This is a genomic window from Candidatus Pelagisphaera phototrophica, from assembly GCF_014529625.1.
In the GTDB taxonomy this organism is placed as follows: domain Bacteria; phylum Verrucomicrobiota; class Verrucomicrobiia; order Opitutales; family Opitutaceae; genus Pelagisphaera; species Pelagisphaera phototrophica.
Window position 1 is genome coordinate 3,650,174 of sequence record NZ_CP076039.1, and the last position, 14,447, is coordinate 3,664,620.

Sequence of the window (14,447 nt, forward strand, 5' to 3'; positions counted from 1 at the left end):
AGAACTCCCATATATGAACGAAGAAAATCCACTCTCAAAGGGCGAAGAATTGATGGAAACAGCGTTGCAATGGCTGCTTCAGGATGGAATCAACATCGGAAAAGCGATCCTCATGGCGCTGATAATTTTTGTAGTCGGTCGATGGATCGCCGGAGCGATAAAAAACAAGCTGAGGAGCACAATGGAGAAATGGAACGTAGATCCAGCTCTCATCTCTTTTGGTACGAGCATCACCTACTACGTTTTGATGATTGCGGTCGTGCTGGCTGCAGTGCAGCAGGTTGGCTTCCAGACCACCTCTCTTGTCGCGGTACTTGGTGCCGCTGGCTTAGCAGTTGGCTTAGCCCTTCAAGGTTCGCTCTCAAACTTCGCTTCTGGCGTGCTCATTATCATGTTTCGCCCCTTCAAAATTGGCGACTTTATTGATGCCGGAGGACAAGCAGGCGTAGTTCAGGAAATCGGCGTTCTCGTTACGATAATGAAAACCCCCGACAACAAGAAGATCATCCAGCCAAATTCGGCGATCATGTCGGGTGCGATTATCAACGTCACAGCCAATGATACCCGTCGTGTCGACATGACCGTAGCTGTCAGCTATACCGATGACCTCGATAAGGTGCAGAACATCATTACTGAAATGCTAAATGCGGATAGCCGTGTGCTGCAGGATCCGGCACCTCAAGTTGTGGTCGCGAAATTAGCCGACAGCAGCGTCAACTTTAATGTTCGCCCATGGTGCGCCACTGGGGATTACTGGGGCATTTTCTTCGATTTCCAAAAAAATATTAAGCAACGCCTCGATCAGGAAGGCGTATCAATCCCCTTCCCCCAACAAGATGTATACATGCATCAAGTTGTTAAATAATAGACATCAACCCTTACCCCCTCCTCACAATGGACAACAAAGTAGTAAAAATAGTCCTTGCTATTCAGCTCCCTTCCAGTCGGCACGTTTCTGCAAGTGGGTACCACCAAGCACCTCTGGATCAACATCGTCCTGTTGTTTCTAACCCTTGGGGTTGGAGCACTGACTAAGGCCCTCTAGCTAGTTCTGACTGACCAAAAAGGCTGATCGCGAACAAGTATCCATCTCTTTCAAAGCCGCGGTTACGACCGCGGTTTTTTTCGTTATGGGAGATCTCCTCGCACCCACTCAAATCCATCGAACCGTCTCCTAGCCGAGTTTGGTTCCCTCAACTAAGTCCGTCACCAGTTCACCCATACGGTTCAGCATGGCAGACTCGTCGCCCAAATTGTCCTTGATGGTGTTTACGATCGCACTACCAACAACTACTCCATCTGCAAGCTCAGCTACGGCTCGAACCTGATCGCGATTGTGTATTCCAAACCCAACCACAAGCGGCTTGTCCGAGTGCCGTTTGATCATCGCAACCATCTCTCCGAGATCCGAGGCTAGATTGTCTCGCACGCCAGTGACCCCTGTTCGGGAAACGTAGTAAATAAATCCTGTCGCACACTGGGCGATGTGCTTGACCCTTTCCTCTGGAGTCGTTGGGGCGAGCAGGAACACGGTCTTCATGCCGCAACGCTCACAAGACGCCATGTAATCTCCCGCTTCTTCCGGGGGCAGATCAAGAACCAGCAAACCATCGACTCCCGCTTCCTTCGCTTCAGCTACGTAGGCATCCAACCCGACGCTGAACATCAAATTGTAATAGGTGTAGAAGACCACCGGAGCCGTATCGTTCTCCTTCCTCAAGAACCGCACCAAATTGAAAACGTCTTCCCCCGTCGTCCCCGCTTCGAGAGCTCGTTCGGCAGCCAGTTGGTTGGTTAAACCATCCGCCAGCGGATCAGAAAAAGGTACACCAATTTCCAGAACATCCACGCCCGATTTAATCAAGGTACGGCAAATCTCCAAAGAAGCCTCCACATTGGGATCTCCCGCGCAGACATAGGACACGAAAGCAGAACGATTTTCCGCTTTGGCTTTACTGAAGGCGTTCTCGATACGGTTCATCGGGATAGGAACTAAGAACCCCCTCTAGAAGGTCAAGATATAGAACGAATCGCATCATTGAAACACGCATTGCCTCAAGGGCCATCCAATCTAATCGGATCAATACCGGCTCTCCCTCAAAAAGGCATTGACAGCCCTACCCCTCGGTGGAATTTAAGACCCTCCTTTTTCGAAGGATGGTGGCTATAGCTCAGTTGGTTAGAGCACCGGTTTGTGGTACCGGGGGTCGCGGGTTCGAATCCCGTTAGCCACCCCATTTAACTCTCTGTGTAAGAGCTACTAAGGAATTTAATAGGCTATTTACTGCTATTTGTTTGCCAATGTAGTTTTAGTCGGGGCCCCGCGAGCTCGTCCACTTTTGATGAGGTGATTTTCGTCGATCAACGTAAGGACATCATCGATGAAAAAGACAACACGCACGACCGAATAGATAATCCGGATGCTGAGGGAGACCGATACGGGGCATCGGACTGAGGAGATCTGTCGCAAGCCCAACATCAGCTCCCAGAGCTTCTACCGCTGGAGGAGCAAGTACGAAGGCATGGGATCGATCACCGAACCATAAAACATACTATCTTTGAATATGCCGATCATCTTGGCAAATGGACAGAGGTGGGGGCGAGGCTGAGCAAGCAGCTGTTCATTAACCTGCATTCTTTGGAAGAGGACATCATTGAAAAGCTCCGAGAGCGTATGGAGAGTGGTAAGCTAAAAACTACGTTCCGCGATGTGTATTACGTCTCAACAGCCAAGGAAAAGAGTTGGCAGCAGATTCATCGCATTGAGGAGCGTAAGAAGGATACAACGTTCACTAGGAATGTTGTCACTCAGGAAGAGTATGAGAAGACGCTGGCTAAGGTGCGAGAACGGATGGGTCAACTGGCGGACAATTAGCTCAAAGGTTTTGAAGCCAGTCTAGTAAAAGGCTCTGGCCAGAGGATCCTTGTCTTTAGACCATTCCCTGAAAGCCAACGTGAAAGGATGCCAACGGAAGCTAGGTTGTTTCTTTAATTCATCCACATCTTCCCAAAAGTCGGCGTGGGGAACGCGTAGCCCACCGAGCCACTGCCAAAGTTCTCTACGATTTGCAGCTTTTCTTAGCTCCAGCTCGTAAGGAATATAATCCATCAACCCCATATTCCACTGAAAGCGGATATCTCCAAGATTCATGATATTCGCTCTTTGATAAAGGGCAATTTGTTCCCACTCTCCCTTGCTTACTGAGTCAAAATTATGATCACGAAACACTCTACCGAGCAGTTCTGAGAACTCATCATCGCGAGCATTTGCAAGCGATGCCTGGTACAAATTCACGTTCCGTTGTTGCCTTGCTTGCGAGGTGGCTACTTCTGAGTTTTGTCTTAGCTCAATAATAAGGAAAACAAGGCCGGCTAAAACGGCGACGTTACTAAGTACTGTAGTGAGAATTTGGACTGAATTGGATTTCACAATGACTCCCGCATTAATGGAGACATCTACTCAGCACAAATTCTTATTCCGATTTCTCTATGTGCCTAAAACACTTTTGGCGTACCTAGGCCCTTGTTAGGGCTGTCCTTATTCGCAGACCATTCGGCAAATTGAATAGCCAGTGCTGAAGGTGTAAAGTCATCGGTACTCATGTATGCATCTATAGCTGCTGCAAATTCTGGATTAGGCTCGGAGACGTTCAACCATTTCCAAATTGGAAGACGACTAGCGGCCATAGAGATGCTGAAAAGGTAAACGCTTTCATCAAGTAGCCCCTTTTTATATTGGAAAAAGACATCTTCAAGTCGGACAGACCGAGCCAGCTCATAATGGACCAGCTGATTCCACTCTTTGTTTGTAACAGAATCAAAGTCGCCATCATTCAGTGCCCGAGCTAAGAGGTCACTGAAGATTTCATCCTGGGCGATAGCCGAGTATTCATCAATAATGCTAAGGGTTCTCTCCTGACGTATTTGAGAAAGAGCGATGGCGGAATTTTGTTTAATTTCAAAGATAAGGAATACCAGTCCTACAAGGACCCCGACGTTGGCAGTTGCTGTACTTAATGTGATGAAGGTGTTTGTTTTCATAATGCGGCATTAATTAAGAATAAGCCGCATTCAGAGGAAGTACTAAGTGGCACGTCCGGCAGCGTTTTGATACGGAATGACCTTAGGTTGCCATTACTTTTTGCAAGAAATCCTGATAGGTTGATCAGGTAGACACTAGGGCCAGGATTTGCTAAATTAGCAGTATGAAAAAGCTTTTAATGGCCGTTGTGGTATCTTCCTTACTTCTCTCCACGTCGTATGGAATGCAGGTTTTTGTGAAGACACCTACTGGAAAAACAGTCACGCTGGAAGTTGAGCCTTCTGACTCAATTGAGAACGTTAAGGCTAAAATTCAGGATAAAGAAGGAATAGCCCCTGACATGCAGTGGTTAGTCTTCGCAGGGAATTATGTAAGAGACGGGATGACGCTGTCAGATCACAATATCCAAAAAGAGTCAACACTACACCTACTACAGCGAGTGGCTGGCTTCCACCAAGATACCATCAACATGCAAACTTTCTCTCCCAACCAGGGTGGTGTGGTAGAGTCTTATAGCACAAACGTTACGATGGATACTTCGGATAATATCAACGTTCTGCAGGGCTACTTCAACATAGATCCTCATAATGATCTGTTTTCAGTTACCTATTCGGGGTCTACAACCAAAACTTTCAATTCAGGATCCTATTTTGAATTTTCTGATCTGGACGTATCCCTTGGCGGCCAACTTACGGGTGTTACGATATCCGATGACACTACGGGTCTATCTTTCGCGAACTCATTTACACAGGAATCCATCACTGTCAATTTTACTGGTGACATTGCCTCTGGGGGTGCTTTCACGGTTAACGCAATTATCGATGTCCCCGACACAGGGTCTACGGCAGCTCTTCTTGGAGTGAGTGTAGCGGCTCTAGCCTTTGCTAGGCGGAGATTAGGGTAGGCGTCACTTTTGGGATATAGCTTAGGTAGCCATTACTTTTTGCAAGAAACCCTGGTAGCACGATCAGGGTGCATTTTGTTTCACTTGGTACGAGACATGCATGAGGTAAATATGATGAAGCTTTCCGCGAATCTGCTCAAAATTAGGCTCTTCGCAGTAACGATGGGCTTGCTAATCTCAGCTTCCTTGACCGAAGCCGCACTGATAGACAACGGGGGCTTCACTACCGATACCGTAACAGGTCTCGATTGGCTTGATATGTATCACACGGATGGAAATACCTACACCAATTGTCCGATTTGCGTCCCGGCGAGAGCGGCTCTGCAGACGGGACGCTTTATTCATCAGACCCGCAATCGGTGAAATGGTAACCCATATTCAGGACAAAAAGCGGGTTGAGGGCATCGTTTAAAATCAGCAGGTCACGAGGTCGTATCGATCAGTAAACTACTTTTTCGGTTATGTGATGATGATAATGGTTTTTTCGATGAGATCCTACCGCTTCATGTGGCTGATGCTTGGGGGATCTTAGGGCTGCTTGAGAAAAACGTGCTCGTCGTCTAATTTCCTGTCATTCTTCTATTATAATCAGTGCAGACTAATGCAGCTAAATGGTATTTCATACACTTATTTACCTAGGTAAAGTATTGTCCCCTAGGCAGTAACCGATTTCGAATCCCGCTAGCCACACCATTCATCAGTTCGGAAGCGGTTTCGCAACAGAAACGAAACCCTACCTACAAGGCATCAGCCAAGATGAGGACCGGTAAACATTCGACAAGCGGTTCTGCACAAAGAAGTGAAGAGAAGATTGCGGTATCAATGAAAGCAACGCCATGAGGCGACAGCCTAGCAACTCAGCTTTTCAAGCCCACCTACACGACAAACTGCTTGATGGTCGGTCATATGTCAGCATCCTAGCACTTGTATGTACAAGCTTACCTGGACCCTAACAACGACTAAACTATCCCTCCTAATATCACTCGCTTCCTTCGCCGACGACTGGGATCCGCTCCTGAGCGGCAGCTCCTTTGAGGGATGGGAGCAGCTTGGAGGTATTGCCAAGTACGAAATCAAAAACGGAGAGGTCACGGGAACCAGTGTCGCCAATACACCTAACTCGTTTATGACGACCGAGAGGGCCTATACGGATTTCGTTCTGGAGTTCGAAGTGTGGGTCCAAGATGGCCTCAATTCAGGTGTTCAATTCCGCAGTAACACTAAGCCGAATCCGGATCTCCCCGATGGCCGAGTCTACGGCTACCAATTCGAATTGGATACGGCTGAACGGGCATGGACCGCTGGAATTTACGATGAAGCGAATCGAGGCTGGCTGTATCCAGTCAGCTACAATGAGCCGGCTCGTTATTTATTCAAGAACGAGCAATGGAACACCGCCCGCATCGAATGCGTCGGAAACGAGGTACAAACTTTTCTCAACGGGAAACAAGTTTCGCACCTTGTAGATGAAAAAACGATTTCTGGTTTCATTGGGCTCCAAGTTCACAGCATCAGAGGTTCAGAACACGAAGGCTATAAAGTCCGCTGGCGTAACCTTAGGATCAATACAAAATCGCCCAAACTATCCCCACCTGAGGGAATTTACATTCGCAACATCAAACCCAATTTCCTGAGTAGCTCGGAAAAGGCACAGGGATGGACGCTTCTCTTCAATGGCCGAAAAACGAATGAATGGAAGAGTGCCGAAGGGATAGAAGCTTTTTCTAACAAAGACTGGGAAGTAAAAGATGAGGAGTTAATGATCCATGCCGGTTCTAAGGTAGGGGACCTCGTTTCAAAGAAGGCATATGGTGCCTTTGAATTTGATTTTGAGTTCAAACTCACAGAAGGGGCCAATAGCGGAGTCAAATACTTCGTATCCGACTTCGCCGAACCCGGAGAAGCAGCGAAGTATCTTGGATTAGAATATCAGGTACTTGACGACAACATGCATCCTGACGCCAAACAAGGTGTCGTCGGTAATCGCACTAGTGCTTCGCTGTACGATCTGATACCCCGATATCAAGAAGTCCAAACCCGGAAAGTCCCTCTTCACATAGGTAGCTGGAATCATGGTCGTATCGTTGCTTTTCCCAATGGAACGGTCCAACATTGGTTAAACGGCTTTAACGTCGTCGAATACGAACGCGGATCAAATATTTATGATGCACTCGTGGCTCGTAGCAAATATGAGAAGTACGAAAATTTTGGACTGGATGCAAAAGGACTTCTGCTTCTTCAAAACCATAACGATGAGGTAAGCTATCGCAGTCTCAAAATTCGCGAACTCTAGTCTTTCGAAAATTATAACGACACCGCGTCAACCAGCAAGCGGACTTTCCTTTCAGACGTCTTATCGTTTTCCATCACGCCTGAATACGCGTGAACGGATAAGTCCCCTTTCCAAGACTGAAGCTCCTTCAGAACTAGCGGGACATTTTCTGGCGAGACACTACCACCGATAACGATTTCCGTTCTCCCCGCACACTGCTGTATAAGCTGGTTGAGTACGAATACCCCGTCAAGGGCTGATCCCGATTCTCCCCAAGGCACCCCACTGGTAAGAATTCGATCAATACCCAATTGGATAAGGATGCCCAGTGATTCTGGGACGTCTCTCGCCGCGTCGAAAGCGCGATGAAAAGTCGCTTTCAAACCCAAAGAATGGCTCAGCTCGATCAACGGTCCGATTTGAGGCACGTCAATTTCTCCCCCGCTTGTCAATCCACCCAGCACCACTCCATCCGCTTTGGCTTCTGCCGCGATTTCGATCTCTCTCCGCATCTCCGCAATCTCATAACTGGAGTAGCAAAAATCTCCGCCCCTCGGTCGCACCATCACTATAAGTCCGGGACGGTGAAAAGCCAATCGAGCCGCTTCAATACTTTCTCTGGGCGGGGTCAAACCATCGAGGTGCATCGATCCGCAAAGCTCGATGGTATCCGCTCCGCCCTGGAATGCGGCCTTCGCAAATAGAACAGTCTCTTCAACTGCGTCGCCTCGAATGCACGCTTCTACCTTTACCATGCCAGAATCCCCTCTTGATTTTTCCTATTATCGATCATTGAAGCCGCTTCTCCATTTTCTGATGCGGAATCGTAACTTCTACAAATTCATCACCAACCGAATGATACCCAAGACTCTGGTAAAATCCGAGCGCGGTGACCCGTGCATTCAAACTGATTTTTACGCCGCCCTTCCCTGCCAATTCAGATTCGACCTTTCGCATTAGCTTCGAGCCAATCCCCTGCCCTTGTATTTCCTTCTTTGTCGCCATCTGCCTAATACGGTAACAATGATCGCGCTCTGGAATGGCGATCACGCAGGCAATGGCTTCATTTCCTTGAAAAACCGCGTAGTGGTGAGAGGACGCTTCCCAAGAGAGGTCTTCCAAACGGAAATCCAGCCCAAATGGCTCTCTCAAGATTTGGTTGCGAAGCAAGAACACCTTTTCGTATTCAGGAGAACCGTAAGCAATTTCACAAAAATGGCGTTTCATGGGCTGAAAAAAAGCCTCAACCGCAGAACGCGACTGAGGCCAAATAATTAAATCAATCAGACGTTCGCCTTCATCAGCCTGCTGCCGAAACAACATTCGATCCCGTCATTCCCAATTCGGCCATGACCGTATTCCCAGGAGCGCTAATACCGAATCGGTCGATTCCTAGGACTGTTCCTTCCAAGCCGACATACTTGTACCAAAGCCCCGTGACACCTGCTTCAATCGCGATCCGTTTCGTACAGGAAGAAGGTAAAACACTCTCTTTGTATTCATCGCTTTGGCCATCAAATCTCAGCATTGAAGGCATCGACACGACACGGGCACCGGGACCTATTTCATCCGCTGCGGCAATGGCATGCTGCACTTCCGAACCGGTTCCGATTAAGATGACTTCCAAAGGTCCGGTCTCTTTTTTTATCACGTACCCTCCCTTGAGAACTCCGTGGCGGCGTTCTTCAGAAGTCACCGTATTGATATTGGGCACACCTTGCCGCGTGAGCGAAAGCACAGTTGGACCGTCTTGACGCTCCACGGCCGCCACAAACGCTCCCGCGGTCTCTTCCGTATCACAAGGGCGAATCACGTCCAGATTGGGTATAACTCTTAGACCAGAAACCGTTTCAACCGGTTGATGTGTCGGACCGTCCTCACCCACTCCAACCGAATCGTGGGTGAAAATGTAGATCACAGGAAGACCCGCCAAGGAAGCCAATCGGATCGAAGGTCGCAAATAATCCGCAAACACCATGAAGGTAGCTCCCGAAGCTCTCCAAATCCCATCGTAAGCCACCCCGTTAAGCAAGGCGCCCATGGCGTGCTCGCGAATCCCAAAGAGCAAGTTTCGTCCCGATTCGTTTCCAGGCAGAAAATCGCCTCCATCTTTAATGTAGTTCTTCGTAGATCCGTGGAGGTCCGCAGAACCGCTAATCAATTCGGGACGGGCCTGTGCGATAGGCTGCAGGACATTCGACCCTGCCGCTCGCGTTGCCAGTTTCGCGTCTACTTCCGCTACCGGAATTTTCGACAAAAGATCGTCAACGTCCACCGGAGCTGACCCTCCCGCCTCCAACGCAGCTGCTAGCTCACCATTGGCCTCGGCCCACTCATCATAGGTCGTTTTCCAAGTATTATAAACTTCAGTACGCACTTGCTTCAGTTCAGCGAAATAAGCTCGAACATCCTCGGAAACGTGGAAACGCTCTTCTGGTAGCCCTAAAATCTGGTGGGCGTTTTCAGAATGCTTGATCGCGCCGCTCTCCCCATGGCCGGCACTCGTCCCGGCAACTTCCGGAATCCCTCGAGCAATCTCGGTCTTGGCAATAATCAACTGAGGCTTACCCTTCGCTGCCTTGGCATCGCTAAACGCTGCTGCCACAGCATCGAGATCATGTCCATCGATTGTGACAACACCCCATCCCAACGCTTCATATCGCATAGCGGTGTCTTCGCTCTGAGACCTATCCGCCATCGCATCGAGCGTGACGTCATTACTGTCATAGAAAACAATCAAATTATCGAGGTGCAGATGCCCCGCGAGCGCAGATGCTTCCTGGGCAACCCCCTCCTGAATGCAACCATCGCCCGCCAAGGCCACGATGTGGTTGTTCAATATAGTATGGGTGTCCGTGTTGAATTTTGCTGACGCCATTTTCTGGGAGACGGCAAACCCAACCGCGTTGCCAATTCCCTGTCCCAAGGGACCCGTTGTGCTTTCAACCCCTGCGGTTTCCTTGAATTCTGGATGCCCTGGAGTCTTGCTGTGAAGTTGGCGGAAATTCTTGAGTTCCTCCAAATCCAGATCAAATCCCGCCAAATGTAGCCAACTATAGAGGAACATGCTTCCATGACCGCCCGAGAGGATGAAACGGTCGCGGTTTAGCCAACGCGGCTCGTCCGGATTAACACTCAGCGCATGCCCATACAGGACCGCACCAATCTCGGCTGATCCGAGTGGCAAGCCCACGTGTCCTGAGTGGCAGGCGTGAACCGCATCGATGGCGAGCCCGCGGGCTTGATTGGCAGCTATTTGAAGGATATCTTTATTCATTTCAGATTGCGAAAATTCGAACAAGGTTTCGAAGGCCCCACGTCTATCTTGCCTGTCCAAGGGCTCAAGGGTAAAATGGCCGTTTAATTCTTTCACGGGGGATTGAGACAGCGACGATCCCGAGCACAAAAAAGGCTGCCCAAAAGGGCAGCCTGATTAAAATCAAACATTCGGGCAGATATCAGTGGCCGCGGGCCAGACGCTTTTCCTTCACCTGCATGGCCTTCTTGCCAACGAGTCCCCTAAGGTAGTACATGCGGGCACGCATTGTCTTTGATTCCTTCTCGATCTCAATCTTGGAAACGTTGGGGCTGTGGACCGGGAACACTTTTTCAACGCCTTCACCGTAGGAAATACGACGAACCGTGAATGCCTCCTGAATGCCCGAACCCTTTCGTGCAATTACGATACCAGAGAATATCTGGACGCGACGCTTGTCACCCTCTCTCACCAAAGTGTGCACTTTAACACCATCACCTACCTTGAAAGGGGGAATATCAGTCTTGAGCTGGTCTTGATTCAAATCTTTAACAATCTGGTTCATTATATTAATCCTCTAGTAAATCCGGTCTTCGCTTGTGCGTTCTTTCCTCCCGTTTCCTTTGGCGCCACATCTCGATTTCTGCATGGTTTCCGGACAAAAGAACCTCCGGAATTGGCATATCTCGAAACACCGCGGGACGCGTGAATTGAGGAAAGTCGAGCAAACTGCCTTGGAAACTTTCGCTAGTCAATGATTTTTCTTCGCCTAAAAAACCGGGTAAAAATCGACACAAACAGTCGATCAAAACCGCCGCTGCCAAGGTGCCATTGGTCAGTACATAGTCGCCGATACTGATCTCCTGATCGATCAGGTTTTTACGCGCTCGCTCATCAATTCCCTCGTAATGGCCGCTCAGCAAAATCAGGTGCGATTTCCGGGAGAGCGACTCGGCAATCGAAGGCGTCAAAGGTTCACCGTCCGGAGCAAGGCATATGCGGTGGCTTTGCGGAGTCTGCAGTGTCTCGAAGGCATCGAAGATCGGCTCCGGCATCAGGACCATGCCCGCTCCGCCGCCAAACGGGCGGTCATCGACCTGTTTGTGCTTACCCTTGGCCCAGTCCCGAAGGTTGTGGCCATTGACCTCCACCAATCCGCTCGCCTGCGCCCGTCCCATCATGCTCTCAGATAGAAATCCATCCAGCATTTGCGGGAAGAGCGTGAGTACGTCAATTTTCATGGGTGTCCAACTAAGACAAAGGGGCAATCCGCTAATCGATTCAAGGCAAGTCTCTGGGGACTAAAAAACCCGGCTCGAAAACCGGGTTAGAAATTCAAAGGACAAGCGCTCTTGATTTAAGCTTCTGCTTCGACAGAAGCTGGCGCTTCTTTACGAGCTCTCTTAATGAGGCCTCCAACCGTTTCCGTTGCCTTTGCACCAACGGAAGTCCAATAGTCAGCACGCTCCACATCCAAAGTGAGTTCAATCTGCTGGCCCTGTGCTCTCGGGGTATAGGTGCCGAGCTTCTCGACGAAGCGTCCATCGCGGCGTCCGCGAGCCTCTGCGACCACTATGCGGTATATGGGATTGTGGGTAGCTCCACCCCTCTGAAGTTTGATCTTTAAGGCCATATTTCGGTGTCCTGGAAAATTCGGAAATAGACGAGGAAGATTTACCAAAATTGGGTCTTGTCAAGCAACATCCGATTGAATGTTGTTCGTCGCCTATGCTCAAAGCAGGTATCGTCGGTCTCCCCAATGTTGGCAAGTCTACGCTTTTCAATGCGTTGACTCGAACCCGCAAAGCAGAGTCGGCCAACTACCCTTTCTGCACCATTGATCCCAATATCGGCGTTGTGAACGTACCAGACAAGCGTCTCGCCGTTCTTAAGCAGATCGCGAAAACCGAGGTGGTCATTCCCGCCGCGATTGAGTTTGTCGACATCGCGGGACTCGTTGAGGGGGCGAGCAAAGGAGAAGGACTCGGAAACAAGTTTCTCGCGAATATCCGAGAAGTTGACGCAATTGTGCAAGTCGTCCGTTGCTTTGAGAACGATGACATCATTCATAGCATGGGATCAGTGGATCCCATTCGGGATATCGAAATTATAAATACAGAGCTTGTACTCGCAGACTTGGAATCGGTGGAGCGGCAGCGAGAAAAAGCGATGAAGAAGGCCCGGGGCAACGACAAGGAGGCCCAAGCCGTATGCACGATGATCGACAAACTCCTTCCCCACCTGAATGAAGGTAAGCCCGCCAATACCCTCGAGGTCTCTGAAGATGAAGACTTGGTGATGAAGGGACTTCATTTGTTGTCCTCAAAATCCGTGATTTACGCCGCGAATGTAATGGAAGACGACTTGGCAGACTCTGAGAGCAACGATCTCGTCTCCAAGGTAAAAGCCTATGCAAAGGAAAGCCAAGACGCTGAATGCGTGGTCATCAGCGCCCAAATTGAGTCTGAGCTAATCGACCTTAGTTCGGAGGAAGCCGCGGAATTTCTGGCAGATCTTGGAGTTGAAGACTCGGGCATTTCCTTACTAATCAAAGCCACCTACGCCTTGCTGGGTCTCGAAACCTATTTCACCGCGGGCGAGAAAGAAGTCCGAGCGTGGACTTTCACTCACGGCATGAAGGCTCCTCAAGCCGCCGGAGTCATACACACGGATTTCGAAAAGGGGTTTATTAAAGCGGAAGTCGTGTCCTACGACGACCTGTCAGAGCTGGGAAGTGTCGCCGCAGCTCGGGATGCCGGTAGATACCGTCTCGAAGGCAAGGAATACCCGTTCAAAGACGGTGATGTCGCCTTGTTCCGGTTCAACAACTAGCGCCTCGCTGCTAGATCGCCAAAATTCCGATCGATTTCATTGAACCATTTGAACCTAATAGGGTCTCGGATGGACCATGAATGCAATTTATGCAAACTGCCGAAAATCAACGATTTCATCGTCAAAAGGGCGAACAACGTGGGTAAAAGAACCCAATCGCAGCAAAACCCCTAATAGAAACATAATAACTAGCGATAATTTACGCGATAGCTTCCTTGTAATTCCCCAAAAAATGATGATCCTAAATTAACGCATGCTTTACGATCGACCCTACATGCAGCAAAATGGCAGTACCCGGTCCCGGAACTTGGTACTTGGTATCATCATTTTCAATGTGGTCATTTATGCGGTGCAGCTAACCGGCGGTGAAAGGTTTTTCCGTTTTTTCGCGCTGACGACAAGCGAGCTAGGAGGGCCGTACATCTGGAGTTTCATAACCTACTCTTTCCTCCATAGCACCCAAAGCGTTTTCCACCTAGTAGGAAACATGATCGGTGTTTTCTTCCTCGGGAGGGCGCTTCTTCCAGAACTCGGCGAAAAGCGATTCGTCAGTCTATACCTTATTTCTACCTTAGTGGGAGGGATTCTATGGTATATTGTCAGTTTCGCCACGCCATCGCACGCCGTCTATGGCGCGTCCGGAGCGGTCTTCGGCCTAATCACCTGTTTCGGGCTGATGTACGCGGAAAGCGATATTTACTTCATGATGGTCATCCGCATGAAAGCGAAGGTCCTGCTCTACATCTCATTGGGTATCGCTGCGTTTGGTCTAATTTTCTTCGAACTCCTAAATGGGCACGGCACGGCCCATTCAGCCCACCTTGGGGGGATGATCGGTGGTTACCTTTTCTACAAGTTAATCTACCTGCGAAACCCTGAGCCCGGAAAAGCGGAAGATTTCAAGATGCCAGACTGGTTTAAACCCAAACCTAAGAGGGCTACCACCAAAACTTTTCCCTACAAAATTAACATCAGTCCTCCTGGCAATCTCAAAAAAGAAGTCGACCGCATTTTGGACAAGATCAACAGCCAAGGCTTCGGAGCGCTGACTGATAGCGAAAAGAAAATACTCGATGAAGCAGGAGATCTCCTGAAGAAAAGATAAACGGTACGAGACCAGATATTTTCCAGACGCGTCATA

Annotated in this window: 17 protein-coding genes and 1 tRNA gene; 9 read left to right on the forward strand and 9 right to left on the reverse strand. The window is 49.2% G+C overall.

What is annotated here, in order from left to right:
• Positions 1 to 13 precede the first annotated feature (13 nt).
• On the forward strand, positions 14 to 865 hold the full coding sequence (locus GA004_RS15785; RefSeq protein WP_283394842.1) for a mechanosensitive ion channel family protein: 852 nt from the start codon (positions 14 to 16) through the stop codon (positions 863 to 865).
• A gap of 309 nt (positions 866 to 1,174) precedes the next feature.
• Here GA004_RS15785 and trpA read toward each other — a convergent pair whose 3' ends face one another.
• A complete protein-coding gene (gene trpA, locus GA004_RS15790) occupies positions 1,175 to 1,981 on the reverse strand; it encodes a tryptophan synthase subunit alpha (RefSeq protein WP_283394843.1) in 807 nt (268 codons plus the stop codon).
• A 179-nt stretch (positions 1,982 to 2,160) separates the two neighbouring features.
• Here trpA and GA004_RS15795 point away from each other — a divergent pair.
• From GA004_RS15795 to GA004_RS15800, 3 genes are all read left to right on the forward strand, one after another.
• Positions 2,161 to 2,237, forward strand: a tRNA-His gene (locus GA004_RS15795).
• A gap of 183 nt (positions 2,238 to 2,420) precedes the next feature.
• On the forward strand, positions 2,421 to 2,546 hold the full coding sequence (locus GA004_RS18295) for a helix-turn-helix domain-containing protein (protein WP_425492874.1): 126 nt from the start codon (positions 2,421 to 2,423) through the stop codon (positions 2,544 to 2,546).
• A 92-nt stretch (positions 2,547 to 2,638) separates the two neighbouring features.
• Complete coding sequence (locus GA004_RS15800) at positions 2,639 to 2,875, forward strand: hypothetical protein (protein ID WP_283394844.1); 237 nt, start codon at positions 2,639 to 2,641, stop codon at positions 2,873 to 2,875.
• A gap of 21 nt (positions 2,876 to 2,896) precedes the next feature.
• On the opposite strand, the gene GA004_RS15805 is transcribed toward GA004_RS15800, so the two are convergent.
• A complete protein-coding gene (locus GA004_RS15805; RefSeq protein ID WP_283394845.1) occupies positions 2,897 to 3,430 on the reverse strand; it encodes a hypothetical protein in 534 nt (177 codons plus the stop codon).
• A 65-nt stretch (positions 3,431 to 3,495) separates the two neighbouring features.
• Entirely contained in the window at positions 3,496 to 4,041 is a 546-nt protein-coding gene (locus tag GA004_RS15810; protein ID WP_283394846.1) for a hypothetical protein, read from the reverse strand.
• Between the two features lie 164 nt (positions 4,042 to 4,205).
• On the opposite strand from GA004_RS15810, the gene GA004_RS15815 reads away from it, so the two are divergent.
• The 3 genes from GA004_RS15815 (at position 4,206) to GA004_RS15825 (ending at position 7,239) form a co-directional block, all read left to right on the forward strand.
• On the forward strand, positions 4,206 to 4,946 hold the full coding sequence (locus GA004_RS15815) for a VPDSG-CTERM sorting domain-containing protein (protein ID WP_283394847.1): 741 nt from the start codon (positions 4,206 to 4,208) through the stop codon (positions 4,944 to 4,946).
• Positions 4,947 to 5,057: 111 nt separating this feature from the next.
• Entirely contained in the window at positions 5,058 to 5,309 is a 252-nt protein-coding gene (locus GA004_RS15820; RefSeq protein WP_283394848.1) for a hypothetical protein, read from the forward strand.
• A gap of 565 nt (positions 5,310 to 5,874) precedes the next feature.
• A complete protein-coding gene (locus GA004_RS15825) occupies positions 5,875 to 7,239 on the forward strand; it encodes a 3-keto-disaccharide hydrolase (protein WP_283394849.1) in 1,365 nt (454 codons plus the stop codon).
• An 11-nt stretch (positions 7,240 to 7,250) separates the two neighbouring features.
• On the opposite strand, the gene GA004_RS15830 is transcribed toward GA004_RS15825, so the two are convergent.
• The 6 genes from GA004_RS15830 to rpsP all read right to left on the reverse strand — a co-directional run bounded on the left by GA004_RS15830 (position 7,251) and on the right by rpsP (position 12,107).
• Positions 7,251 to 7,973: a copper homeostasis protein CutC gene (locus GA004_RS15830; protein WP_283394850.1), complete on the reverse strand. Its 723-nt coding sequence runs from the start codon at positions 7,971 to 7,973 to the stop codon at positions 7,251 to 7,253.
• 34 nt (positions 7,974 to 8,007) lie between these two features.
• Entirely contained in the window at positions 8,008 to 8,445 is a 438-nt protein-coding gene (locus GA004_RS15835) for a GNAT family N-acetyltransferase (RefSeq protein ID WP_283394851.1), read from the reverse strand.
• Between the two features lie 73 nt (positions 8,446 to 8,518).
• Positions 8,519 to 10,495 (reverse strand): transketolase, encoded by a 1,977-nt coding sequence (tkt, locus tag GA004_RS15840; protein ID WP_283394852.1) that lies wholly within the window; start codon positions 10,493 to 10,495, stop codon positions 8,519 to 8,521.
• Positions 10,496 to 10,676: 181 nt separating this feature from the next.
• Positions 10,677 to 11,039: a 50S ribosomal protein L19 gene (gene rplS, locus GA004_RS15845; protein WP_283394853.1), complete on the reverse strand. Its 363-nt coding sequence runs from the start codon at positions 11,037 to 11,039 to the stop codon at positions 10,677 to 10,679.
• Between the two features lie 4 nt (positions 11,040 to 11,043).
• Entirely contained in the window at positions 11,044 to 11,715 is a 672-nt protein-coding gene (gene trmD / locus GA004_RS15850; protein ID WP_283394854.1) for a tRNA (guanosine(37)-N1)-methyltransferase TrmD, read from the reverse strand.
• 116 nt (positions 11,716 to 11,831) lie between these two features.
• Positions 11,832 to 12,107 (reverse strand): 30S ribosomal protein S16, encoded by a 276-nt coding sequence (gene rpsP, locus GA004_RS15855; RefSeq protein WP_283394855.1) that lies wholly within the window; start codon positions 12,105 to 12,107, stop codon positions 11,832 to 11,834.
• Positions 12,108 to 12,202: 95 nt separating this feature from the next.
• Between rpsP and ychF the strand changes: the two genes are divergently transcribed.
• Together ychF and GA004_RS15865 are read left to right on the forward strand one after the other, a co-directional pair.
• Positions 12,203 to 13,306, forward strand: coding sequence for a redox-regulated ATPase YchF (gene ychF / locus GA004_RS15860; RefSeq protein ID WP_283394856.1), 1,104 nt, complete (start codon positions 12,203 to 12,205; stop codon positions 13,304 to 13,306).
• 253 nt (positions 13,307 to 13,559) lie between these two features.
• Positions 13,560 to 14,411 carry a rhomboid family intramembrane serine protease gene (locus GA004_RS15865; RefSeq protein WP_283394857.1) on the forward strand — a complete coding sequence of 284 codons (852 nt, stop codon included), beginning with the start codon at positions 13,560 to 13,562 and terminating at the stop codon, positions 14,409 to 14,411.
• Positions 14,412 to 14,447 lie beyond the last annotated feature (36 nt).